We start from the raw sequence: 23,447 nt of genomic DNA, 5'->3' as shown, positions 1-23,447 counted from the left end.
GCATTAGGCGCAGCTATTTAGGCGTGGAAGATATGACCATCCACAAAAAATTGCGTACTCAATGGCATCATTGATCACCTTGTTTTTATGATAGGTGATAATAACTCTCCGAATCCGTCTCATATTATTAAAGAGCAAAACCTGCAAAGCAGGCCTACTCACCGAGTGACCGTTCATGCGGCCATGGTTAAGTGGTAACTATTGCAACCACCTTATTTTGTCATGTCAACAACATAGGAAAAATAAGGTGAAGGTATCAAACTACTGGGTTGATTAAGCAAAAAAGGGCAGTGACTCCAAATTAGTGGAGTGGTATTATCCTCGTTTTGGATAAGAAATGGCAAAGATTGATGTGGTTTGCCCCCGCTGCACCAAAACTCAGGGAGTTATCCTTAATGGTCACTCCACTTCTGGCGCTCAGCTCTATCGCTGCAAGCTCTGCCTGAAAACCTTCCAGCTCAACTTTCAATATAACGCAGCTAAACCCAACACCCATCAATCCATTATTGCTATGGCAATGAACGGCTCCGGATGTCGTGACACGGCACGGGTTCTTGATATCAGCCTCAATACTGTCCTCCGCCATCTAAAAAACTGGAACCGAGACAGCGAGCGCAACACGTAGAGCCGGGAGCCGAAGTCGTTATCTGCTGTGAAGCTGATGAACAGTGGTCATTCGTTCGTTGTAAGAGCAATCCTCGCTGGCTCTTCTATGCGTATGACCGTATTCGAAAGCGGGTTCTTGCTCATGTCTTTGAGCCCTCGAAATGCGTTGACGTTACAGCGGATTCTAGCGTTAGTGAGAAAATTTAATATTGCCTTCTACATGACCGATGCCTGGCCGGTATACCGGACGCTGCTGGATCCAGCTCACCATGTAGTCAGCAAGAAATATACCCAACGCATAGAACGCCATAACTTGAATCTGCGAACTCATCTCAAACGGCTTACCCGAAGGACAATCTGCTTCTCCAAATCAGAAGAAATGCACGATAAGGTCATCGGCTGGTATCTAACAATCAACCATTACCACTAAATTTGAGTCATGACCCAGTTAGTGGTTGATTTGCTGAGTAAGGTCTCACATAATAAATTAAATAACGGAAGCCCCTGTACTTATTGTGATTAACTATACCACCTAACACGATCATATTAGATATAATTTCATATAAATTAGATTTAATCAAAGGGTTAAAATGGAGACATGTCCGCATGGGAAAACGTAGCAGGAAAAAGCAAGAGATAAGAGCGCAGGGACAACAAAAAATTGAACTTAAATTTAATGATGGTATTACGGACTACATTGCAGCTATCATTATACTTGCATTTATATTTTTAATAGTTTGGTGTTTCTATGATGATACGCCAGCTCCCAGATACGTAAGCTATCACAATTATCATTACTACTATAATACAACGATATATTTTAAGGCAAAAATAAAAAATACGCATAAAATAAATCATAGTGATGAGTATGGTAAAAGCAAATATCGGTATGAGATTACATGGCATGGATGGGACCCTGAATACAAAAGGTATGATGACATCACATGCACAACAATCACATCTAAAGAAAAAGCTTATCAAAAAGGTGATATCTTGGCATTTCTTGAGCATAATGAACGTGATGCAAGGGATTGTAGAATCCCGACTAAAAATCCAGAAAGCGTATATTTATATTTAAAATGGTACCTGTCGAAATTGTTCAGGTGATATGTTTGCTTCCCTGACTCTGACCAAAAATCCTGTTTCTGAATGGTGCAGGATTTTTGGTCAGAGTCACTCATTAACAAAGCACAGAAATGATCATTTTTTATTAATAACAACTCCTTTTTTGATAAAGGCTTAATATAGTTAAAAATAAAGCATTTGTAATTTAACATAAAACAATTAAATATTAAAAAATACAATATCTCAAAATGTAGATTTAATTATTAAACTTGGGTACCCTCCAGCTTTGATTGGGATATTTTACAGGAATCAGCATGCAGGTATTTATTATAAATCTAAAGCATGATATTCAAAAAAAGAATGCAATACAACGGCAGTGTAAACGACTCAGGATTAAATTTGAAATAATTGATGCTGTATGCGGCATTGATTTAACCGATAGCGATCTGGATAGCTTTATCGACGCCGATGCACGTTCCTACTTAAGCCGTGGCGAAATGGGCTGTGCGCTCAGTCATAACTCGCTCTATCAGCGGATCATCGCAGAGCAACTCCCTTTTGCACTCATTCTTGAAGATGATGCTATCCTGCACAACGATACAGCCCATGTGATTGCGCTGATAGAAAAGAGGATAAGTAAAGAAGATAATATCGCACTATTGCTATATAAAACTGAATATATTTATAAAAATAAACTGATAACGTTGTCTGATGACTATATTTTTTATGAATCCAATACCCCGACGCTGACGCATGGCTATGTGATAACCAATAAGGCGGCGCGCACCCTGCTTACCCTCAACACTCCTGTCAGGGTAGAGGCAGATGCCTGGCGCTACTTCTACTTCACGCGCTTTGTTCGTGCTTACTCCCTTAATACTGATCTCATCCTCTCCCATGACGTGGATAAACAGACATCAACGATAGAAAAGGAGCGACAGCTCAAGAGCGATGCACAAAAGCATAAAAGGAAAAGCCTTGATAGAAAAAACTCAGTGATAAAAATATATCATAAACTAATTAGACGAATGTTTTTAAAAAAAGTGAGAGGCTAAATAGCTGTGCGGAATAGTAGATCACGTTGAGGGAACTCAGCCCGGATTGTGCGATCTGATCAATCGCTAAACCAATCAAAATCACCAACCGGACTGAGCAGTGCCGATCATAGCACCCATTCCCCGAACTGACCGACGCTTGATGCAGAAAACTATCCATAAAACGCGTGACAAAAATCATGCCCGCAGGCTGACCGCCATGTTGATGCTGCATCGGGGCGACCGTGTCAGCGACGTTGCCAGAACGCTCTGCTGCGCCCGCTCATCGCTGGGACGCTGGATTAACTGGTTTACACTGTCGGGTATTGAAGGACTGAAATCATTACCCGCCGGGCGCTCCCGCCGTTGGCCGTTCGAGCATATCTGCTCGCTGTTACGTGAGCTGGTAAAACACGCTCCCGGCGATTTTGACTACCAGCGTTCACGCTGGAGTACAGAACTTATGACAATAAAAATCAATGAGATAACCGGTTTCCAGTGACATGCCGGAACTGTTCGCCACCGGTTGCCGTCTGCGGGTCTGGTGTGGCGCAGGGCAGCACCAACCCTGCGTAGCCGTGACCCGCATAAGGATGAAAAGATGGTGGCAATCCACAAAGCACTGAACGAATGCAGCGCAGAGCATCCGGTATTTTATGAAGATGAGGTAGATATCCATCTTAATCCCAAAATCGGTGCGGGCTGGCAGCTACGCGGGCAGCAAAAACGGGTGGTAACACCAGGACAGAACGAAAAATACTCTCTGGCCGGAGCACTGCACTGCGGAACGGGCAAAGTCAGCTACGTGGGCGGCAACAGCAAAAGTTCAGTACTATTCATCAAGTTGCTGAAGCAGCGTAAAGCGATGTAACGGCGGGCAAAAACCATCACGCTGATCGTGGATAACTACATTATCCATAAAAGCCGGGAAACGCAGCGCTGGCTGAAGCAAAATCCGAAGTTCAGGGTGATTTACCCGCCAGTTTACTCGCCGTGGGTGAATCATGCTGAGCGGCTATGGCAGGCGCTTCACGACACGATAACGCGTAATCATCAGTACCGTTCAATGTGGCAACTGTTGAAAAAGGTTCGTCATTTTATGGAAACCGTCACTCCATTCCCCGGAGGTAAACATGGGCTGGCAAAAGTGTAGCGCTATTCGGCGCAGCTATTTAGCCCTCCCAGACGATATCTGATCGGGCCGACGACGGCAATCCGTACACGACGCGAAACGCACGGTGAGGCCGGAAAGGCGTACGTCGAGCCATCAGGATAAATAGCGGTACAATTTCAACGCAGAGCGCTGTAAAATCCCTGCCCTATCATAACCAGACACGATGAATTTTTACGCTATGAGCAATCAATCCCGCCAACCGACAATCGGTTTCGTCTCCCTCGGCTGCCCGAAAAACCTGGTCGACTCCGAACGTATCCTGACCGAGCTGCGCACCGAAGGCTACCTGGTGGTGCCTACCTATGAAGATGCCGATCTGGTGATCGTTAACACCTGCGGCTTTATCGACAGCGCGGTACAGGAGTCTCTGGAGGCCATCGGCGAGGCGCTGCATGAAAACGGGAAAGTCATCGTGACTGGCTGCCTGGGCGCCAAAGAGAACCAGATCCGGGAGGTCCACCCCAAGGTGCTGGAGATCTCCGGGCCGCACAGCTATGAGCAGGTGCTGCACCACGTGCACAAATACGTGGCCAAACCGCAGCACAACCCTTTCACCAGCCTGGTTCCGGAACAGGGCGTCAAGCTAACACCCAAGCATTTCGCCTATCTGAAAATCTCGGAGGGCTGTAACCACCGCTGCGCGTTCTGCATTATCCCCTCCCTGCGCGGCGATCTGGAGAGCCGCTCCATCGGCTCTGTACTGGACGAGGCCAAGCGTCTGGCCGACTCCGGCGTCCGTGAGCTGCTGGTCATCTCGCAGGATACCGCTGCCTACGGCGCGGATATCCAGCACCGCACCGGCTTTTGGAACGGTCAGCCGGTCAAAACCAGCATGCTCAGCCTGTGTGAACAGCTGGCGACGCTGGGAGTCTGGATCCGCCTGCACTATGTTTACCCCTACCCGCACGTGGATGACGTTATCCCGCTGATGGCACAGGGCAAGCTGCTGCCCTATCTGGATATCCCGCTGCAGCACGCCAGCCCACGTATTCTGAAGCTGATGAAGCGCCCCGGCGCCGTTGAGCGCACGTTGGAGCGGATCAAACGCTGGCGCGAGATCTGCCCGCAGCTGACCCTGCGTTCGACCTTTATCGTCGGCTTCCCCGGCGAGACGGAAGAGGATTTCCAGATGCTGCTGGACTTCCTGCGCGAGGCTCGCCTGGATCGCGTCGGCTGCTTCCAGTACAGCCCGGTTGAAGGCGCCGCCGCCAACGAACTGCCCGATCAGGTACCCGACGAGATCAAGCAGGCGCGCTTCGATCGCTTTATGCAGCTGCAGCAGCAGATCTCCGCCGAGCGGCTGCAAGAGAAGGTGGGGCTGACGCTGCCGGTGATCATCGACGAGGTCGATGGGGAAGGCGCCATAGGCCGCAGCATGGCCGATGCGCCGGAGATCGACGGCGTGGTCTATCTGAATGGCGAGCGCAGCGTGAAACCGGGCGACATCGTCAATGTCACCATCGAAAATGCCGATGAGTACGACATGTGGGGCTCTCTGGCCTAATGTCCGTGGCGCACCGTGCCTGCGGTGTGCCGTTTCAGCCACATAAGCTGACTGCCCCTTCTCTCATTAACCCTATCAAAAAATCTTTTTGCTGGCGTTCCACATAAAAGAGCCATCTTGAAGATAAATATGATGAAAATACTATTTTATGGTAGCGATCCCCCGCTGCACACCATGGGACGATGTGCTTTTTTCCCCGCGGAGACAAAAAACATCACCCGCAAGAAAAATAACGCCGCCATCGTAGGCACTGCATAACACCTTATTCATAAGGCATCAGGTTAGGGTCGGAGTAACGATAGACAAACCCCAGCTCATGGTGAATGCGCGAACCATCCACCGACTTACCCGGCGCTAGCGCTTCATCCGTCGCACGGAACTGGGGTGGCATCAAGCCGAGGGCGCGCGCCAATGAGGGATAAAACTGCTGGCGTGCCGGATGATGTGGTGCACACAGGTTATAGATATGCCCCCCCTGTGACTGTTCGAGCAGCCGCTGGATCGCCGCGATCGCATCGTCCCGATGCAGCAGATTCACCCCGGCATTGCCATCCGGAAGATCGGTTTTCCCCGCCAGGAAGCGCCCCGGATGACGCCCCTCACCCACCAGGCCAGCCAGACGTAATACGTCGACCGAGGTATGGGGAAGATCATGCAACCAACACTCCAGATCGGCCAGCGCCTTGCCAGCCTGACTCGTGGGATGCAACGGTGTATCTTCGTTCACCTCACCTGTCACATCGCCATACACCGAAGTCGAACTGAGGAAAATGATACGCGTCACTCCGTAGCCCAGCGCACTGTCCACCAACTGACGCACCGCCTGACGATAGGCGATGCCTCCGTCGCTGCCGCAATTGGCCGGTAAGGTGATCACCAAGGCATCAACACGCAACAACTGCGCCAAATCCTCCTCGTCGCACTCCAGCTGCGGTGCCAGCAGCAATGGATAACACTCCACGCCGCTCAAGCGCGCCGCCTCAACCCCATCTGGCGTGGTTTTACTGCCCACCACCTGATAACCCCGCGCCAATAGCGATAACGCCAGCGGCATCCCTAACCAGCCTAACCCTACGATAGCCACCCGCTTCATTGCCCTCTCCTCATCTCGGCCTCACCACTCCCCGTCGCCGGGTTATCTCTCCCTAAGGCTACGCTGCCCACAGCGGTTATACAATTGTTCCCCGCAATAACGAAGGCGACACGATGCACCGACCCCTCTGCGCTCAAGAGGGCAAGGACGAGAAGGTCGCTGACGGCGGACGCTGCCACAGCACCATGCCATAGGCCAAGATGCCCCCACAGCGGGAAAGCGATGGCATATGCCAAACAGCGGCGGTGAGCAGAGCCAGCGCCACCGCGATGCGCTCAGCCCCTGACCAATCAAATCATTACCCAGCTGACTCAGGACGCCAACACCGGGTATCAGTTTACCGGCGCCTGATGCCCCCGTAACGATGGGCGAACAGCGCCCATCGTCAATCGGACAAAAAAGCACTTGCCATACGCCGTACACTTGGTTTAGCTTAAAAACCACTGAGCGCATCTTGCGCAGCGTATCAACGCAACACAAAACTACGGACTACATTTATGCTGACTCGCGTACTGTTCAACCACCATCATCACCATCATCCTGACTAGCTCTTTCAGGCGGATAAGTGCTGGAAGACGGTCAAAGGATCTTCCAGTGGCGACAGACGCAAGATGTGAAAAAGCCCTCGGAAGATCTTCTTCCGAGGGCTTTTTTGTTGTTCATCATTCACGGGCGCCGCGGCGCCGGCTGGGGAATACAGGAGTAACACCATGTTGGACAAAACACGTTTACGCATCGCCATGCAAAAATCTGGCCGTCTGAGCGAAGACTCGCAGGCGCTGCTGGCCCGCTGCGGGATCAAAATCAACCTGCATCAGCAGCGACTGATCGCCTTCGCCGAAAATATGCCCATCGACATCCTGCGGGTGCGCGATGACGATATTCCCGGCCTGGTGATGGATGGCGTGGTTGACCTGGGCATCATCGGCGAGAACGTGCTGGAAGAGGAGCTGCTCACCCGGCGGGCCCAGGGTGACGATCCGCGCTATACCCTGCTACGGCGCCTCGACTTCGGTGCCTGCCGCCTCTCCCTGGCCATGCCCATCGATGCAGCCTATGACGGTGCCCGCGGTCTGCAGGACTGCCGCATCGCCACCTCTTATCCCCACCTGCTCAAGCGCTATCTGGATGGGCAGGGCGTCCGCTTCAAATCCTGTCTGCTCAACGGCTCGGTAGAGGTTGCCCCGCGCGCCGGATTGGCCGATGCCATCTGCGATCTGGTCTCCACCGGTGCCACCCTTGAGGCCAACGGCCTGCGCGAGGTCGAGGTTATCTACCGCTCCAAGGCCTGCCTGATTCAGCGCGACGGCGAGATGCCTCCCGCCAAGCAGGCGCTGATCGAACGCCTAATGACCCGGATTCAAGGGGTGATCCAGGCGCGGGAGTCCAAATACATCATGTTGCACGCGCCGAGCGATCGTCTGGAAGAGATTATGGCGCTGCTGCCGGGGGCTGAGCGCCCGACCCTGCTGCCGCTGGCCGGTGACAAGCGCCGCGTCGCTATGCACATGGTCAGCAGCGAAACCCTGTTCTGGGAAACCATGGAGCAGCTCAAGGCTCTGGGGGCCAGCTCGATCCTGGTACTGCCGATTGAAAAGATGATGGAGTGACGCCATGATCCGCTTTGATACGCTTATCCAATGGGACGACTGTAGCCCCGAACAGCAGCACTGCCTGCTACAGCGCCCGGCGATCGCCAGCGCCGCGCAAATCAGTGCAAACGTTGAGGCGATCATCGCCCAGGTTCGCCACGACGGTGATGCGGCGCTGCATCGCCTCAGCCAACGCTTTGACCGGGAGGCACCTGCCATCCTGCGCGTTTCACGTCAGATCCGCGACGTCGCCGGCGACAGTCTGCCCGACGCACTGACCCGCGCCATGGGCCAGGCGGCCAAGAATATTGAGGTCTTTCATCGCGCCCAGTGCCCGGCCCCTGTCGAGGTCGAAACCCAGCCCGGCGTCTGCTGCCGCCAGATCTCCCGCGCACTGGACACCGTCGGCCTGTATATTCCCGGCGGCAGCGCCCCGTTGCTCTCCACGGTGCTGATGCTGGGGATCCCGGCCCGCGTGGCGCAGTGCCGTAGAGTGATCCTCTGCTCACCACCGCCGATTGACCCGGCGATCCTCTACGCCGCACGCCTGTGCGGCATCGACGAAATTTTTCAGGTCGGCGGCGCGCAAGCAATCGCCGCCATGGCCTTCGGAACCGAATCCGTCCCCCGCGTCGACAAAATCTTTGGCCCCGGAAACGCCTATGTCACCGAGGCCAAACGGCAGGTCAGCCAAAGCCCTCGGGGCGCCGCCATCGATATGCCCGCCGGCCCCTCCGAGGTGCTGGTGATCGCCGATTCCGGAGCCAACCCGGAGTTTATCGCCGCCGATCTGCTCTCCCAGGCGGAGCATGGCCCCGACTCACAGGTGCTCCTGCTGACGCCCGATGCCCCGCTGGCCCGCCGGGTCGCCGAACGGGTCAAGGCGCAGCTTGCCCTCCTGCCACGCGCTGACATCGCCCGCCAGGCGCTGGCGCAGAGCCGCCTGATCGTCACCCGTTCGCTGGCGCAGTGCATCGAGATCAGCAACCGCTATGGGCCGGAGCACCTCATCATTCAAACCCGCGACGCCGAGGCGTGGCTCGATGCCATCACCAGCGCTGGCTCCGTGTTTCTGGGCGACTGGTCGCCCGAATCCGCGGGGGACTATGCCTCCGGCACCAATCACGTGCTGCCGACCTACGGCTACACCGCCACCCACTCCAGTCTGGGGCTGGCAGATTTCCAGAAACGCATGACCGTCCAACGCCTCAGCCCCGCAGGCCTGCTGACGCTGGCCCCGACGGTCGAGGCCATGGCGCAGGCTGAGTGCCTTGACGCCCACGCCAACGCCGTCCGCCTGCGGGTCGCCGCCATCCGGGAGAGCCAATCATGAAGCCGATAACCGCACTGGCGCGGGAAAACATACAGCGCCTGACCCCCTACCAGTCCGCCCGACGCCTCGGTGGCAGCGGCGACGTCTGGCTCAATGCCAACGAGTACCCGCAGCCGGTCAGCTATCCGCTGCGCAGCGAGGCCTTTAACCGCTACCCGGAGTGCCAGCCCGCCGAGCTTATCGCCAACTACGCCGCCTATGCCGGCGTCACGGCGCAGCAGGTGCTGGCCAGCCGCGGCGCCGATGAGGGCATCGAGCTGCTGATCCGCACCTTTTGCGAACCGGGGCGCGACGCCATGATCTACTGTCCGCCCACCTACGGCATGTACGCCGTCAGCGCGGAGAGCAGCGGCGTCGAACGGCGCTGCGTCGCGCTGGGCACCGACTGGCAGCTGGACGTGCCAGCCATCGCCGCCACCCTCGACGGCGTCAGGCTGGTGTTTGTCTGCAGTCCCAACAACCCGACCGGCAACCTGCTCAATCCCGACGATCTGCGCACACTGCTCACGCTGACCGCCGGGCGGGCGCTGGTGGTGGTGGATGAGGCCTACATTGAGTTTGCCCCCGACGCCAGCGTGGTCTCCTGGCTCGCCGACTACCCCCATCTGGTGGTGCTGCGTACCCTCTCGAAGGCCTTTGCCCTGGCCGGGCTACGCTGCGGCTTCACGCTGGCCAGCGCCGAGGTGATCGCTTTGCTGCAGAAAACCATCGCCCCTTATCCTTTGGCATCACCGGTCGCCGACATCGCGGCCCAGGCCACCTCGCCCGCCGGGATTGCCGCCATGCGGACGCGGGTTGCCTACGTGATTGAACAGCGCCAGGCGCTGATCGCACAGTTATTGCGCTGCGACTGCATTCAAGAGGTCTATCCTTCTCAGGGAAACTATCTAATCATCCGCAGTGACCGCGCAGGATCGATCTTTCAGGCCCTGTGGCAGCAGGGCATCATTCTGCGCGATCAGCGCAGCCAGCCCTCGCTGGCCGACTGCCTGCGCATCACCATCGGCAGCACCGTGGAGCATGAGCGGGTTCTTGCGGTACTGCGCCATTTTAGCCAGGAAGGAGAGGCGTAAATGAAGAAATATCTGTTTATCGATCGCGACGGCACCCTGATCGCCGAGCCGCCGCAGGACTTTCAGGTAGACCGTCTGGACAAGCTGGCGCTGATGCCCGGGGTCATTCCGGCGCTGCTGCGACTGCAGCAGGCCGGCTATCATCTGGTGATGGTCAGTAATCAGGATGGACTGGGCAGCGAACGCTTTCCGCAGGCCGACTTCGATGCGCCACACGCGCTCATGATGCAGATACTGACCTCGCAGGGCATCCTGTTCGAGCGGGTGCTGATCTGTCCACATCTGCCGCAGGAGGGGTGCCGCTGCCGCAAACCCGCCACCGGGCTGCTCACCGACTATCTGCAGCCCGGCGTGCTGGATACGGCCAACGCGTGGGTGATCGGCGACCGCGACAGCGATCTGCAGCTGGCGCACAACATGGGGATCAACGGACTGCGCTACGCCGCGACCCCAACCGATGGCGCCAGTCTGGACTGGCCGCAGATTGCCGAACGCCTGACCCGCCGCGATCGCCATGCCCAGGTGGAGCGCGTCACCCGTGAGACCGCGCTGCTGGCGGAAGTGTGGCTGGATCGTCAGGGCGAGAGCTACATCCGTACCGGTATCGGCTTTTTTGATCATATGCTGGATCAGATAGCCACCCACGCCGGCCTGCGCCTGCATATAGAGGCCAAGGGCGATCTGCATATCGATGATCATCACACCGTCGAAGATACCGCACTGGCGCTCGGCGAAGCCCTGCGCATCGCCCTGGGGGACAAGCGCGGCATCGCCCGCTTTGGCTTTGTCCTGCCGATGGACGAGTGTCTGGCCCGCTGTGCCCTGGATATCTCGGGCCGCCCCTACCTCTCCTTCAAGGCCGAATTCAGCCACCAGCGCGTCGGGGATCTCAGCACCGAAATGGTCGGACACTTCTTCCACTCCCTCGCCTACGCGATGGGCGTTACCCTGCACCTGAAAACCAAGGGTAAGAACGACCACCACCGCGTAGAGAGCCTGTTCAAGGCCTTTGGCCGCACCCTGCGCCAGGCGATCCGCATCGAAGACGACCGCTTGCCCAGCTCAAAAGGAGTATTGTGATGGCCACAGCGTGCAACGTGGTGATTCTGGATACCGGCTGCGCCAACCTGGCCTCGGTGCGCTATGCCCTGGAGCGCCTGGGCTGCCGGCCGACCGTCAGCCGCGATGCACAGGCGGTGCTGGCGGCTGACAAACTGCTGCTGCCCGGCGTCGGCAACGCCGCCGCCGCCATGGAGCAGCTGCGCCAGCGCGATCTTATCGACCTGATCAGGGCCTGCACCCAGCCGGTGCTCGGCATCTGCCTGGGGATGCAGCTGCTGGCCAGCCGCAGCGCCGAAGGGGATGTCCCCGGCCTCCATCTGATCGACACCCCGGTCGAACGGATGACCGACACCGGCCTGCCGCTGCCGCACACCGGCTGGAATCAGGTCACCTCTCTGGCCGGTAATCCCCTGTTTCGCGGGATTCCCGACGGCAGCTACTTCTATTTCGTGCACAGCTACGCCTATCCCCTGTGCGCCGACACCCTGGCGCAGTGCGACTACGGCTATACCTTTAGCGCCGCGGTGCGCCGCGATAACTTCTACGGCGTGCAGTTTCACCCCGAGCGCTCCGGCAAGGCCGGTGCCCTCCTGCTGAAAAACTTTCTGGAGATGCCGTCATGATCATTCCGGCACTGGACTTTATCGACGGCAGCGTCGTTCGCCTGCACCAGGGGGACTATGGCCGTCAGCGCGACTATGATGGCGATGCACTGGCGCGGCTGCTGGAGTATCAGCGTCAGGGCGCAGCACAGCTGCACCTGGTCGACCTGAGCGGCGCGCGCGATCCCGCCCGCCGCCAGCTCCCCATGTTGACCCGCCTGCTGCGGGCATTGAGCGTGCCGGTACAGGTCGGCGGCGGCGTTCGCAGCGCAGAGGACGTGGCCACACTGCTCGACGCCGGGGCGACGCGGGTGGTGGTCGGCTCAACGGCGGTCCGCCAGCCGCAGGAGGTCGCCCGCTGGTTCACGCGCTTCGGCGCCGATCGGCTGGTGCTGGCGCTGGATGTACGTATCGCCGCCAACGGCGATAAACGTGTGGCCGTCAGCGGCTGGCAAGAGGACTCCGGCGTGACCCTGGAACAGACGGTAGCGCATTTTCTGCCGCTGGGACTACGGCACGTACTGTGTACCGACATCGCCTGCGACGGCACCCTGGGCGGCGCCAATGTGGCGCTGTACCGCCAGATCTGCCCGCGCTATCCGCAGATCGAATTTCAATCCTCCGGCGGCATCGGCGCGCTGCAGGACATTACTGCCCTGCGCGGCAGCGGCGTGCAGGGCATCATCGTCGGCCGTGCCCTGCTGGAAGGCAAATTCAGCGTGAAGGAGGCCATCGCATGCTGGCAAAACGCATAATTCCCTGTCTGGACGTTCGCGACGGCCAGGTCGTCAAAGGCGTTCAGTTTCGCCATCACGAGATCATCGGCGATATCGTTCCGCTGGCCCGGCGCTACGCCGATGAGGGTGCCGATGAGCTGGTGTTCTATGACATTACCGCCTCTGCCGACGGCCGTGTGGTCGACAAAAGCTGGGTGGCCCGGGTCGCCGCGGCGATCGATATTCCCTTCTGCGTCGCCGGTGGGATCCGCAGCGTCAAGGAGGCTGGGCTGCTCCTGAGCTACGGCGCGGACAAGATCTCCATTAACTCGCCGGCGCTGGCCGAGCCGACGCTGATCACCCGTCTGGCGGATCGCTTCGGCGTGCAGTGTGTGGTGGTCGGTATCGATACCTGGCACGACGCCGCCAGCGACAGCGACCGGGTCTACCAGTTCACCGGCGATGAGGCGCGCACCCGCGCCACCGCCTGGCAGACGGCGGACTGGGTGCAGGAGGTGCAGCGCCGCGGCGCCGGGGAGATCGTGCTGAACATGATGAATCAGGACGGCGTACGCAGCGGCTACGATCTGCGCCAGCTAGAGCAGATCCGTGCCGTCTGCCGCGTCCCGCTGATCGCCTCCGGCGGTGCCGGTGCCCCCGAACACTTTCTGGCGGCCTTCAGCCAGGCCGACGTGGACGGCGCGCTGGCGGCCTCGGTATTTCATAAACAGATTATTCAAATCGGTGAACTCAAGCGCTATCTGGCGCTCAACGGAGTGGAGATTCGATTGTGCTGACTCAAGGTTTTCTTTCGCAACAGCAAAAAGAGCGTCTGGACTGGAGCAAAGTGGACGATATGATGCCGGCGATCGTGCAGCACGCCGGCTCTGGCGATGTCCTGATGCTGGGCTATATGACGCCAGAGGCGCTGGATCAGACCGAGCGCTGCGGTAAGGTCACCTTCTATTCCCGCACCAAACAGCGGCTATGGACCAAGGGCGAAAGCTCCGGCCACACCCTGAACGTGGTCAGTATCACCCCGGACTGTGACCGCGATACGCTGCTGATTCTGGCCGATCCCCAGGGGCCGACCTGCCATCTCGGCAGCGACAGCTGCTTTGCCCCGGCCCGAGCACAATGGCCGTTCCTGTATCATTTGGAGCAACTGCTGGCCGCACGCAAAACGGCCGATCCACAAAGCTCGTATACCGCCCGGCTGTACGCCAGCGGCACCAAACGTATCGCCCAGAAGGTCGGCGAAGAGGGAGTGGAAACGGCGCTGGCGGCCACCGTACATGACCGCAATGAGCTGATCAACGAATCCGCCGATCTGCTCTACCATCTACTGGTACTGTTACAGGATCAGCAGCTGTCACTGGGCGATGTCATCAGCTGTCTGCAAACCCGCCACCACCGGGCTTAACCCGACCATTGCCACCGCTCAGCGCGGTGGCACCTCTCCCGGCCCGCCGGAGTAGCCAAAGTGTGACCCACCTGTAGCACCGGGTTAATCCCGGCGTTCAAAAGCGTCTACCCGCTCACGAAAATGCCTCTGCCTTCTACTCAAAATGGGTTACCTACCATAAATAGTAATATGATTTACCAAGGGATAATGTACCGAGCGGCCCAGCCTGGCGCTCAGTGATGCTCCCGACAACAATGGCAAGTAAAAACTCTCTCCCATAATAATAAGGTCATCATTATGAGCAATCGTTACGCCGCCTCCGGGCGACGCCGGCGTTGGCCGTGGCTGGTACTGCTGGGGATCATCCTCGGCATCGCCCTGCTGGCTGCGACCTTCACCGTTCTGCACAAAACCAGCAGCACCGAGTTTTGTGTTTCCTGCCATACCATGCAACAGCCTCTGGCCGAATATCAGGGCAGCGTCCACTTCCAGAATAAACCGGGGATCCGGGCCGACTGCGCCGATTGCCACATCCCGCAGCAGCCCCTCGACCTACTGAAGACCAAGGCGCTGGCGTTGAAGGATGTCTACGGCGAACTGACCGGAAAAATCGATACGCCGGAGAAGTATCAGGCTCACAAGCTGGCCATGGCACAGAGCGTCTGGAGTACCATGAAGGCCAATGACTCCGCCACCTGCCGTTCCTGTCATAGCTACCAGGCCATGGACATCATCGATCAGAGCGCAGAGGCCCGTAAGCAGCACCCCGTCGCCATCAAGAAAGGGGAAACCTGTATCGATTGTCATAAGGGGGTCGCCCATATTCTGCCAGATATGAGCGCCCTGAGCGCCGCCGGTGCCAGCGAGCTGGCCGCCACCGCCGCCAAAACACCCGACAACGTCAGTACCCTCTACGCTATCTCGACGCAGCCCTTCTTCCTGGCACCTCAGGCCGGAGCGCACAGCGACGGCAACCTGATGCCATCGACGGAGATCCGGGTGCTGCAACGCCGCGGGGAGATGGTAGAGGGTGAGCTGAGCGGCTGGCAGCAGAATGGTGTTAGCCAGGTGATCTATGCAGCGCAGGGTAAACGTATCCTCTCCGCGCTGCTGGGAGAGGCGGCCCGTAAACAGGTGAAAGTGCTGTCCAGTGACACCGACGCCGCGACCGGGCTGGTATGGCACCGGGTCACGCTGTCCATCTGGCTGCCCAAGGCCAGTCTCATCGGCAGTGAACAGCCCATCTGGCGCTATGCCGCCGATATGATGTCTGCCAACTGCACCGGCTGCCACGGCCTGACCGCGTTGGATCGCTTCAACGCCAACCAATGGATCGGGGTGGTGAAAGGCATGGCATCGCGCACCTCGCTGAATGAAGAGCAGCTGCGACTGCTGACCCAATATGTCCAGAAACACGCCAGCGATATGTCCGCTAGCGGTGCAGATCACACCAAGGAGCCCAAGTGATGAGCAAGACAACATCCCTGCCCGCTGCGCCGCTGTGCGTATCCCGCCGCCGCTTTATCGCCGGTGGCGCGGCCCTGCTGGGCGCCCCCCTGCTGACCGGACTGTGGCCGAAATCGGCGCTGGCGCAGGCGATTAGCCAGACGCTGCCCCAGTTTACCGCCCTGCAGCCGGCACAGAAGGGGATCCTGACCGGCGCCCACTGGGGCGCCTTTGAGGCTATCGTCGAATCGGGACGCATGGTCGGCGTGCAGCCGGTCAGCGACGATCCCTGTCCCAACGACCTGATCACCATGGCACCTTACCAGGTGCACGCCGCCAACCGGATCAAGTATCCCATGGTGCGCAAAAGCTGGCTGGAGGGCGGCGCAGAGCACGGCCGCCCCGAGCTGCGCGGGTGCGATGAGTGGGTGCGCGTGAGCTGGGATCAGGCCCTGACGCTGGTCAGCGGGCAGATTGCCCGCCTGCAGAAACAGTACGGGCCGCAGTCCATCCACGCCGGCTCCTACGGCTGGAAAAGCGTCGGCATGCTGCATAACAGCCGCACTCTGCTGCAGCGGCTGATGAACCTGAGCGGGGGCTTCCTCGGCTACGCCGGTGACTACTCCACCGGCGCGGCCCAGGTAATCATGACCCATGTGGTCGGCTCCATGGAGGTCTACGAACAGCAGACCGCCTGGCCCAACGTCATCGAGCACAGTGAGCTGATCGTCCTGTGGGGATGTAACCCCATGATCACCCTTGAGAACAGCTGGAATATCCCGGACCACGTCGGCCAGACCGGCTTTGAGGCGCTGAAGAAAAAAGGCACCCGCATCATCAGCATCGATCCGGTACGCAGCGCCAGTACCACCCAGCTCAACGCGGAATGGATCGCCCCGCACCCCTATACCGACTCGGCCATGCTGCTCGGTATCGCCCATACCCTGCTGAGCGAAAAGCTGCACGACAGCGACTTCCTCACCACCTATACCGTGGGATTCGATCGCTTTGCCGACTACCTCAACGGCAAGGATGACGGCGTAGTTAAAGACGCCGCATGGGCGGCCGCCATCAGCGGCGTCGACGCCGATGCCCTGCGCAGCCTGGCGCGGGATATGGCGCACCACCGCACCATGCTCATGGCCGGCTGGGGCATTCAGCGCCAGCACCACGGTGAACAGCCCCACTGGCTGCTGGTCACCGTGGCGGCCATGCTGGGGCAGATCGGCCTGCCCGGCGGCGGCTTTGGCTTTAGCTACCACTACTCCTCCGGCGGCAGCCCGACCGCGCGCGGCGGCATTATCTCCGGCATCTCTGCCGGCAATGCCCCGCAAAACAGCCCCACGCCGATCCCGGTGGCACGTATCGCCGACTGCCTGGCCAACCCGGGGAAAACCATCGACTTTAACGGCGGTAAGGTCACCTACCCTGATGTGAAGATGGTCTACGTCGCCGGCGGCAACCCCTTTGGCCACCATCAGAACACCAATAATCTGATCGACGCCTGGCGCCGTCCGGAGACCATCGTGGTCAACGAGCCCTACTGGACCGCCACCGCCAAGTATGCCGATATCGTCCTGCCGGCCACCACCAGCTATGAGCGTAACGATCTGGAGATGGGCGGAGACTATTCGCAGCTGTATGTCTTCCCGATGCACCAGTGCGTTCCCCCGCAGCATGAGGCGCGCAACGACTTCGCCATCTTCGCCGGTCTGGCCGAAAAGCTGGGGGTGCTGGACGCCTTTAGCGAGGGTAAGGATGAAGCCCGTTGGCTGAAAGGGATGTACGATGGCATGACGGCCCAGGCACGCAACGCGCGCGTCGCGCTGCCGCCGTTCGATATGTTCTGGGCGTCCAATAACTACATCCGCTTCCCGATCCCCGCCGCCAATAAGAACTGGGTGCGCTACGCCGACTTCCGCGAGAACCCGCTGCTGAATCCGCTCGGGACCCCCTCCGGCAAGATCGAAATCTACTCCGATACCATCGCCGCCATGCACTACAGCGACTGTCGGGGCCTGCCCAGCTGGCTGCCCCCCCATGAGTGGTATCAGAGCGAGGTCGCCCAGCGCTTCCCGCTCTCCCTGAGCACCGCCCACGCCGTCAACCGCCTGCACTCACAGCTGGACAACACCCCGCTGCGTGAGAAGTATGCGGTCGCCGATCGCGAGGCGATCCTGATCCACCCACAGGACGCCAAAGCGCGCGGAATTGCCCACGGCGATGTGGTGCGGGCCTGGAACGATCGCGGGCAGATCCTGGTCGGCGCCATCGTCACCGAGGATATTCGTGCCGGCGTCGTGCGGATCAGCGAAGGCGCCTGGTTCGACCCGGCTGATCCGGCGCAGCCCGGTTCACTGTGCAAGAACGGCAATGTGAACTGCCTGACCTTCGACATCGGCTCCTCGAATCTGGCCCAGGGCAACTGCGGCCATATGGCGCAGCTGGAGATCGAGAGGTTCCGCGGCACGCCGCCGCTCAACACTGCGCACGACGTGCCACGCGGCGCCTAACCCCTTATGCGGCTGGGGAAACCTGGCCGCTTCTCCTGGCGCAGATAAATATTGAAACCCCTTTTCATTTTAGAGAATTACCGGTAACATGCGCAGCGCATATCCCCTGACGCCCTGACCCGATACCGGTTTTCTCATGCTGACTTTTGCCCACCATCTTGCCCGGCGTTTACCCGATCGTACCGGCAGCGCCTTCCTGATCGTCGCTTTTCTGACCGGAATTGCCGGGGCGCTACAGACTCCGACGCTGAGCCTGTTTCTCTCAAGTCAGATTACCGGCAGCCCGCTGATGGTCGGGCTGTTTTATACCGGCAGCGCGGTCATTGGCATCATCGTCAGCCAGTGGCTCGCCAACCTCTCCGATCGGCGCGGCGATCGTAAACAACTGATCCTGCTATGCTGCCTGCTGGGAGCACTGGGCTGCCTGCTGTTCGCCTACAACCGTAACTACTATCTGCTGCTGATCGTCGGCGTCTGTCTGACCAGCTTTGGCTCCACCGCCAACCCGCAGATGTTTGCCCTGGCGCGGGAGTACGCCGATCGCTGCGGCAAAGAGGCGGTGATGTTCAGCTCCGTACTGCGCGCGCAAATCTCCCTGGCCTGGGTGATTGGTCCACCGTTGGCCTTTGCCATGGCGCTGGGCTGGGGCTTTACCTTTATGTATCTGGCCGCCACCCTCACCTTTCTGCTGTGCGCCGCCATTGTCTGGCGCTGGCTGCCGTCCATGCCGCGGACGGCAGAGACGCCACACGGCGGCACGCAGGCGCCGCGGCGTAATCGGCACCAGACCCTGCTGCTGCTGGCCTGCGCCACACTGATGTGGACCTGTAACAGCATGTACCTGATCAATATGCCGCTGTATATCTGCGGCCAGCTGCAGCTGCCGGAGCGCCTGGCGGGTCTGATGATGGGAACTGCCGCCGGGCTGGAGATCCCGACGATGCTGCTCGCCGGCGTCTATGCCGGACGGCTGGGAAAGCGGCGACTGATGCTCCTGGCGCTGATAGCCGGTCTGCTGTTTTACGGCGGGCTGCTGTGGCTTACCCAGCCCTGGGCGCTGTTGGCCCTACAGCTGCTCAACGCGGTATTTATCGGTATTCTGGCCGGGATCGGCATGCTCTACTTTCAGGATCTGATGCCGGGACAGGCGGGTTCAGCCACGACGCTGTTCACCACCAGCGGACGTATCGGCTGGATCATCGCCGGCTCCGTGGCCGGTGCACTGGCCGAAATCTGGAGCTACGCATCCGTATTCCCGGTGGCGCTGGTGATGCTGTTCATCGCCCTCGCCTGCCTGCTGCAGATAAAGCCGGATCGCCCGGCCGTAACGACGTAGAGCGGCTATCCGTCCGGCGCCGTCTCCTGCTCCAGATGCCGCAGATAGCCCAGGGCCGCTTCGCGGCTCTGTCCGCACATTTCAGCACAGGGTTTAAGTTGCCCACACACCGCCGGACGCGCGGGGCTGTAAAACAGGCGGCAGCGCATTACTCCATTCAGCTGCGGGCAGGGGATCCCCGCCGGTTTACCCTGCGGCAGCCCCGGGATCGGGCTGGATATCGACGGGGCAATACAACAGGCACCGCAGTCGCTACGACACTCCATCACTCTCTCCTTCCCGCCTAAAGGCGGTCACTGATGCGCACGGGTGGATAAAAAAACGCCGCCCCTCGTGCCGGGCGCATACCCTACCAGAGCACCGCCACCGCCGCTAGCCCCGCCGCAGCTGAAATTCACCGCGCAATGGGCAAGGCTCCCGCATCATTACTATATATATAGTGAATATTATCCATTTTTTTATTCACCATCCGTCTAAATAGTTTACTTTCCGCGCACGACGTCGTACCATTGAGCTAGTACACAAGAATTATACCCAGGAGCAACACCCTATGACCATGGAGCAGACCTTGACCCATTCGCTGCAACGCCCCTCCGTTCTGGGCGGCGCGATGATCATCGCCGGCACCGCCGTCGGCGCCGGTATGTTTTCGATCCCTGTCGTCACCGCCGGCGTCTGGTTTAGCCTCTCCGTCGTGCTGCTGCTCGTCACCTGGGCCTGCATGTATCTGTCCGGTCTGATGATCCTGGAGAGCAACCTGCACTACCCGGCGGGCGCCAGCTTTCACACCATGGTCGGCGATCTGCTGGGGAAGGGATGGAACAGCGTCAACGGGCTGTCGATCGCCTTCGTGCTGTATATTTTGACCTACGCCTACATCTCCGCCGGCGGCTCCATCATCACCCATACCCTGGCGCCGCTGGCCGAGGTAGGGCAGCCGCTGGCCGGCGGAGTCTTCGCCCTGCTGGTTGGCTTTATCGTCTGGCTGTCAACCCGCGCGGTCGATCGCCTGAGCACCATACTGATCGGCGGAATGGTGATCACCTTCCTGCTGTCAACCGGTGACATGTTTACTCACGTCGACCGCGCGATCTTGTTTGACAGCGCGGATACCCAGGCGAACTACCTGCCCTACGCGCTGGCGGCGCTGCCCTATCTGCTGACGTCGTTCGGCTACCACGGCAACGTGCCGGGGCTGGTTAAGTACTACAACAAAGACAGCCGCGCCGTGGTACGCAGCCTGCTGTACGGCACCCTGATCGCCCTGGTGATCTACATTTTTTGGCAGTACGTGATTCAGGGCAATATCAGCCGCGCCGCCTTCCGCCAGATCATCGCCGAAGGTGGCAATATCGGCAGCCTGCTCAAGCAGATGGGCAGCGTCGCCAGCGGCCCATTGGTCACACAGTTGCTGAACGCCTTCTCCTATATGGCGCTGGCCAGTTCGTTCCTCGGCGTCTCGCTGGGTCTGTTCGACTACATCGCGGATATGCTGCGCTTTGCGGATACCCCGAGCGGACGGGCCAAAAGTGCACTGGCCACCTTTGTGCCGCCGACGATCGGGGCCCTGCTGTTCCCCAATGGCTTTTTGTATGCCATCGGATTTGCCGGTCTGGCCGCAACGATCTGGGCGGTGATCGTCCCTGCGCTGATGGCGCACGCCAGCCGCCGTCGCTTTCCACAAGCGAGCTATCGCGTCCCCGGCGGGACGGCGGTCATCATCCTGGTTATCGCCTTTGGCCTGCTTAACGCTGCAGCCCATATCCTCTCCCTGTTCAATCTGTTACCGATTTACCGCTAATGCCAGAGCGCCCTCTCCTACGGGGGCGCTTTTCCCCGCCGATCCGACTTTTTACACCGCCTCCCCTTGCCTGAACGGCAGCGGGCGGGTAGTGTGTCGCCACCTGACTGCGTCCCGCCAGAGGCATCCCTGCCGGGCGGGAGCGCGGCCGAATAACCCCGCTGTTTTTTTAAGGTATTGCAATCATGGCCAGAGCTAACGAGATCAAACGCGGTATGGCGGTAAACTACAACGGTAAACTGCTGTTGGTCCGCGATATTGATATCCAGTCCCCCAGCGCGCGCGGCGCGGCAACCCTGTACAAAATGCGCTTTTCCGACGTGCGTACCGGGCTGAAGGTCGAAGAACGTTTTAAGGGTGACGATCTGCTGGAAACCATCACCTTAAGCCGCCGTCCCGTCACCTTTTCCTACATTGACGGCGACGAGTATGTGTTTATGGATGACGAGGACTACACCCCATACACCTTCAAAAAAGAGCAGATCGAAGACGAACTGCTGTTTATTCCGGAAGGCGGCATCCCGGGCATGCAGGTGCTGACGATGGAAGGCCAGGTGCTGGCGCTGGAGCTGCCGCAGACCGTTGATATGGAGATCGTCGAGACCACGCCTAGCATCAAGGGCGCCTCCGCCAGCGCACGTACCAAACCGGCCGCCATGTCAACGGGCCTGGTAGTGCAGGTGCCGGAATACCTGAGCAGCGGCGAGAAGATCCGTATTCACGTCGAAGAGCGCCGCTTTATGGGCCGCGCCGACTAAGCCCGACGCCTAGCGCAAAATAAAGGGGGGGCGCCCATGCGTCCCCCCCTTTATTTTCAGGCCATCACCCGCGCCGTTACTTTACTTCATCTGCGGAAAATAGACCCGCTTGATGGCCAGCTCGACCCCGCGCACCTCGGCCAGCCCTTTCAGACGGCCAATGGCGGAGTAGCCCGGGTTGGTTTTCTTCTTCAGATCATCCAGCATCTGATGACCGTGGTCCGGACGCATCGGAATCAGACGCATGTCGCCGGCCTGCTGACGACGGGACTCTTCCGTCAGGATCGCCTTGACCACCGCAAACATATCGACATCACCCTGCAGATGAGCCCCTTCGTGGAAGCTCTTCGGGTTGGCTTCGCGACAGGTGGCGCGCAGGTGGGTAAAATGAATGCGATCGCCAAAACGCTCGATCATCGCCACCAGGTCATTGTCGGCACGCACGCCGTACGACCCGGTGCACATGGTAAAACCGTTGTATACGCTGTCGACAACCTCTTTCAGCCACTGCATATCCTCTACAGTGGAGACGATGCGCGGCAGACCCAGAATCGGACGCGGCGGATCATCAGGATGCACCGCCAGACGCAGGCCGCAGGCCTCCGCTACCGGTACGATTTCACGCAGGAAATGGGCCATGTGTTCACGCAGCGTCGCTTTATCAATACCGTCATACTCCGCCAGACGGGCGCGGAACTGATCCAGGGTATAGCCCTCCTCCGCCCCCGGCAGGCCGGCAATGATATTGGCGGTCAGCTTGGTCACCTCGGCCTCGCCCATCGCGTCGAAGTAGGACTTGGCCTGTGTCTGCTCTTCCGCGCTGTAATCCTCTGCGGCGCCCGGGCGCTTCAGGATATGCAGCTCAAAGGCGGCGAAGGCAATCTGATCGAAGCGCAGCGCCTTGGAGCCGTCCGGCAGCTGGAACTCCAGATCGGTACGCGTCCAGTCCAGCACCGGCATGAAGTTATAGCAGACGGTATCGATCCCACAGGCCGCCAGATTGCGCAGGCTCTGCTTGTAGTTGTCGATATGGCGCTGGTAGTTGCCGGTCTGGGTCTTAATCTCCTCATGAACCGGAACGCTCTCCACCACCGACCAGGTCAACCCCTTCTCAGCCAACAGCGCTTTACGCTTTTCAATCTCTTCCACGCTCCAGACTTCGCCGTTTGGAATATGGTGCAACGCCGTCACTACGCCAGTGGCCCCAGCCTGGCGGACATCATCAAGGGAAACCGGATCGTTCGGGCCATACCAACGCCAAGTTTGTTCCATCTACTGTTACCTTCTGCGGTGTGTTAACGGGGCTTCCTGTGACGGGTCAGACAAATTTTACG

20 protein-coding genes, 2 pseudogenes and 1 other annotated feature are annotated in these 23,447 nt (G+C 58.9%); of the genes and pseudogenes, 19 read left to right on the top strand and 3 right to left on the bottom strand.

Annotated features, from left to right (window positions below; translation table 11 throughout):
- The first annotated feature begins 337 nt into the window (after positions 1–337).
- The 5 genes and pseudogenes from EIEH_RS20130 to rimO all read left to right on the top strand — a co-directional run bounded on the left by EIEH_RS20130 (position 338) and on the right by rimO (position 5,383).
- Positions 338–1,036: pseudogene (locus EIEH_RS20130) on the top strand (IS1 family transposase).
- A 176-nt stretch (positions 1,037–1,212) separates the two neighbouring features.
- A complete protein-coding gene (locus EIEH_RS19080) occupies positions 1,213–1,713 on the top strand; it encodes a hypothetical protein (RefSeq protein ID WP_128574064.1) in 501 nt (166 codons plus the stop codon).
- A 272-nt stretch (positions 1,714–1,985) separates the two neighbouring features.
- Positions 1,986–2,726: a glycosyltransferase family 25 protein gene (locus tag EIEH_RS13405; protein ID WP_015871833.1), complete on the top strand. Its 741-nt coding sequence runs from the start codon at positions 1,986–1,988 to the stop codon at positions 2,724–2,726.
- 100 nt (positions 2,727–2,826) lie between these two features.
- Positions 2,827–3,858: pseudogene (locus EIEH_RS13400) on the top strand (IS630 family transposase).
- A gap of 199 nt (positions 3,859–4,057) precedes the next feature.
- Positions 4,058–5,383: a 30S ribosomal protein S12 methylthiotransferase RimO gene (gene rimO / locus EIEH_RS13395; RefSeq protein WP_015871839.1), complete on the top strand. Its 1,326-nt coding sequence runs from the start codon at positions 4,058–4,060 to the stop codon at positions 5,381–5,383.
- Positions 5,384–5,645: 262 nt separating this feature from the next.
- Here rimO and EIEH_RS13390 read toward each other — a convergent pair whose 3' ends face one another.
- Positions 5,646–6,476, bottom strand: a complete 831-nt coding sequence (locus tag EIEH_RS13390) for an SDR family oxidoreductase (RefSeq protein ID WP_015871841.1) — start codon at positions 6,474–6,476, stop codon at positions 5,646–5,648.
- 500 nt (positions 6,477–6,976) lie between these two features.
- On the opposite strand from EIEH_RS13390, the gene hisL reads away from it, so the two are divergent.
- The 12 genes from hisL (at position 6,977) to EIEH_RS13335 (ending at position 19,554) form a co-directional block, all read left to right on the top strand.
- Positions 6,977–7,024: a his operon leader peptide gene (gene hisL / locus EIEH_RS19075; protein ID WP_106389040.1), complete on the top strand. Its 48-nt coding sequence runs from the start codon at positions 6,977–6,979 to the stop codon at positions 7,022–7,024.
- Positions 7,000–7,132: a sequence feature (His leader region), on the top strand. Its footprint overlaps the gene before it by 25 nt.
- A 54-nt stretch (positions 7,133–7,186) precedes the next feature.
- Positions 7,187–8,086, top strand: coding sequence for an ATP phosphoribosyltransferase (gene hisG, locus EIEH_RS13385; RefSeq protein WP_015871843.1), 900 nt, complete (start codon positions 7,187–7,189; stop codon positions 8,084–8,086).
- Between the two features lie 4 nt (positions 8,087–8,090).
- Positions 8,091–9,401 carry a histidinol dehydrogenase gene (hisD, locus tag EIEH_RS13380; RefSeq protein WP_015871844.1) on the top strand — a complete coding sequence of 437 codons (1,311 nt, stop codon included), beginning with the start codon at positions 8,091–8,093 and terminating at the stop codon, positions 9,399–9,401.
- Positions 9,398–10,474 carry a histidinol-phosphate transaminase gene (gene hisC, locus EIEH_RS13375; protein WP_015871845.1) on the top strand — a complete coding sequence of 359 codons (1,077 nt, stop codon included), beginning with the start codon at positions 9,398–9,400 and terminating at the stop codon, positions 10,472–10,474. The genes hisD and hisC overlap by 4 nt, the downstream gene beginning before the upstream one ends.
- Entirely contained in the window at positions 10,475–11,554 is a 1,080-nt protein-coding gene (gene hisB / locus EIEH_RS13370) for a bifunctional histidinol-phosphatase/imidazoleglycerol-phosphate dehydratase HisB (protein WP_015871846.1), read from the top strand.
- On the top strand, positions 11,554–12,159 hold the full coding sequence (hisH, locus tag EIEH_RS13365; RefSeq protein ID WP_015871847.1) for an imidazole glycerol phosphate synthase subunit HisH: 606 nt from the start codon (positions 11,554–11,556) through the stop codon (positions 12,157–12,159). Before hisB ends, hisH begins: the two co-directional genes overlap by 1 nt.
- Positions 12,156–12,893, top strand: coding sequence for a 1-(5-phosphoribosyl)-5-[(5-phosphoribosylamino)methylideneamino]imidazole-4-carboxamide isomerase (hisA, locus tag EIEH_RS13360; protein WP_015871848.1), 738 nt, complete (start codon positions 12,156–12,158; stop codon positions 12,891–12,893). Before hisH ends, hisA begins: the two co-directional genes overlap by 4 nt.
- Positions 12,875–13,651, top strand: coding sequence for an imidazole glycerol phosphate synthase subunit HisF (gene hisF / locus EIEH_RS13355; RefSeq protein WP_015871849.1), 777 nt, complete (start codon positions 12,875–12,877; stop codon positions 13,649–13,651). Before hisA ends, hisF begins: the two co-directional genes overlap by 19 nt.
- Positions 13,645–14,277 carry a bifunctional phosphoribosyl-AMP cyclohydrolase/phosphoribosyl-ATP diphosphatase HisIE gene (gene hisIE, locus EIEH_RS13350; protein ID WP_015871850.1) on the top strand — a complete coding sequence of 211 codons (633 nt, stop codon included), beginning with the start codon at positions 13,645–13,647 and terminating at the stop codon, positions 14,275–14,277. Before hisF ends, hisIE begins: the two co-directional genes overlap by 7 nt.
- A 279-nt stretch (positions 14,278–14,556) precedes the next feature.
- Positions 14,557–15,726 (top strand): NapC/NirT family cytochrome c, encoded by a 1,170-nt coding sequence (locus tag EIEH_RS13345; protein ID WP_015871851.1) that lies wholly within the window; start codon positions 14,557–14,559, stop codon positions 15,724–15,726.
- Complete coding sequence (gene torA / locus EIEH_RS13340) at positions 15,726–18,218, top strand: trimethylamine-N-oxide reductase TorA (RefSeq protein ID WP_015871852.1); 2,493 nt, start codon at positions 15,726–15,728, stop codon at positions 18,216–18,218. Before EIEH_RS13345 ends, torA begins: the two co-directional genes overlap by 1 nt.
- A gap of 136 nt (positions 18,219–18,354) precedes the next feature.
- Positions 18,355–19,554, top strand: coding sequence for a sugar efflux transporter (locus EIEH_RS13335; protein ID WP_015871853.1), 1,200 nt, complete (start codon positions 18,355–18,357; stop codon positions 19,552–19,554).
- Positions 19,555–19,559: 5 nt separating this feature from the next.
- Here the strand turns inward: EIEH_RS13335 and EIEH_RS13330 are convergent, their stop codons facing one another.
- The gene (locus tag EIEH_RS13330; RefSeq protein WP_015871854.1) at positions 19,560–19,820 is read right to left on the bottom strand and encodes a hypothetical protein; all 261 of its coding nucleotides are present in this window, start codon (positions 19,818–19,820) and stop codon (positions 19,560–19,562) included.
- A gap of 284 nt (positions 19,821–20,104) precedes the next feature.
- Between EIEH_RS13330 and mtr the strand changes: the two genes are divergently transcribed.
- Together mtr and yeiP are read left to right on the top strand one after the other, a co-directional pair.
- Positions 20,105–21,355: a tryptophan permease gene (mtr, locus tag EIEH_RS13325; protein WP_035609896.1), complete on the top strand. Its 1,251-nt coding sequence runs from the start codon at positions 20,105–20,107 to the stop codon at positions 21,353–21,355.
- 185 nt (positions 21,356–21,540) lie between these two features.
- A complete protein-coding gene (gene yeiP / locus EIEH_RS13320; RefSeq protein WP_015871856.1) occupies positions 21,541–22,113 on the top strand; it encodes an elongation factor P-like protein YeiP in 573 nt (190 codons plus the stop codon).
- A gap of 81 nt (positions 22,114–22,194) precedes the next feature.
- Here the strand turns inward: yeiP and uxuA are convergent, their stop codons facing one another.
- Positions 22,195–23,385 (bottom strand): mannonate dehydratase, encoded by a 1,191-nt coding sequence (gene uxuA / locus EIEH_RS13315; protein WP_015871857.1) that lies wholly within the window; start codon positions 23,383–23,385, stop codon positions 22,195–22,197.
- Positions 23,386–23,447 lie beyond the last annotated feature (62 nt).

Source organism: Edwardsiella ictaluri ATCC 33202 (assembly GCF_000264785.1).
Lineage (GTDB): Bacteria > Pseudomonadota > Gammaproteobacteria > Enterobacterales > Enterobacteriaceae > Edwardsiella > Edwardsiella ictaluri.
Note: the sequence above shows the minus strand (reverse complement) of the source record. Positions and strands in the feature narration are given on the sequence as shown.

Excerpts from the sequence above, each read along its gene's own strand:
- EIEH_RS19080 (WP_128574064.1), top strand. The coding sequence starts at position 1,213 with ATGGGAAAACGTAGCAGGAAAAAGCAAGAGATAAGAGCGCAGGGACAA.
- EIEH_RS13405 (WP_015871833.1), top strand. The coding sequence starts at position 1,986 with ATGCAGGTATTTATTATAAATCTAAAGCATGATATTCAAAAAAAGAAT.
- rimO (WP_015871839.1), top strand. The coding sequence starts at position 4,058 with ATGAGCAATCAATCCCGCCAACCGACAATCGGTTTCGTCTCCCTCGGC.
- EIEH_RS13390 (WP_015871841.1), bottom strand. The coding sequence starts at position 6,476 with ATGAAGCGGGTGGCTATCGTAGGGTTAGGCTGGTTAGGGATGCCGCTG.
- hisG (WP_015871843.1), top strand. The coding sequence starts at position 7,187 with ATGTTGGACAAAACACGTTTACGCATCGCCATGCAAAAATCTGGCCGT.
- hisD (WP_015871844.1), top strand. The coding sequence starts at position 8,091 with ATGATCCGCTTTGATACGCTTATCCAATGGGACGACTGTAGCCCCGAA.
- hisC (WP_015871845.1), top strand. The coding sequence starts at position 9,398 with ATGAAGCCGATAACCGCACTGGCGCGGGAAAACATACAGCGCCTGACC.
- hisB (WP_015871846.1), top strand. The coding sequence starts at position 10,475 with ATGAAGAAATATCTGTTTATCGATCGCGACGGCACCCTGATCGCCGAG.
- hisH (WP_015871847.1), top strand. The coding sequence starts at position 11,554 with ATGGCCACAGCGTGCAACGTGGTGATTCTGGATACCGGCTGCGCCAAC.
- hisA (WP_015871848.1), top strand. The coding sequence starts at position 12,156 with ATGATCATTCCGGCACTGGACTTTATCGACGGCAGCGTCGTTCGCCTG.
- hisF (WP_015871849.1), top strand. The coding sequence starts at position 12,875 with ATGCTGGCAAAACGCATAATTCCCTGTCTGGACGTTCGCGACGGCCAG.
- EIEH_RS13345 (WP_015871851.1), top strand. The coding sequence starts at position 14,557 with ATGAGCAATCGTTACGCCGCCTCCGGGCGACGCCGGCGTTGGCCGTGG.
- torA (WP_015871852.1), top strand. The coding sequence starts at position 15,726 with ATGAGCAAGACAACATCCCTGCCCGCTGCGCCGCTGTGCGTATCCCGC.
- EIEH_RS13335 (WP_015871853.1), top strand. The coding sequence starts at position 18,355 with ATGCTGACTTTTGCCCACCATCTTGCCCGGCGTTTACCCGATCGTACC.
- EIEH_RS13330 (WP_015871854.1), bottom strand. The coding sequence starts at position 19,820 with ATGGAGTGTCGTAGCGACTGCGGTGCCTGTTGTATTGCCCCGTCGATA.
- mtr (WP_035609896.1), top strand. The coding sequence starts at position 20,105 with ATGACCATGGAGCAGACCTTGACCCATTCGCTGCAACGCCCCTCCGTT.
- yeiP (WP_015871856.1), top strand. The coding sequence starts at position 21,541 with ATGGCCAGAGCTAACGAGATCAAACGCGGTATGGCGGTAAACTACAAC.
- uxuA (WP_015871857.1), bottom strand. The coding sequence starts at position 23,385 with ATGGAACAAACTTGGCGTTGGTATGGCCCGAACGATCCGGTTTCCCTT.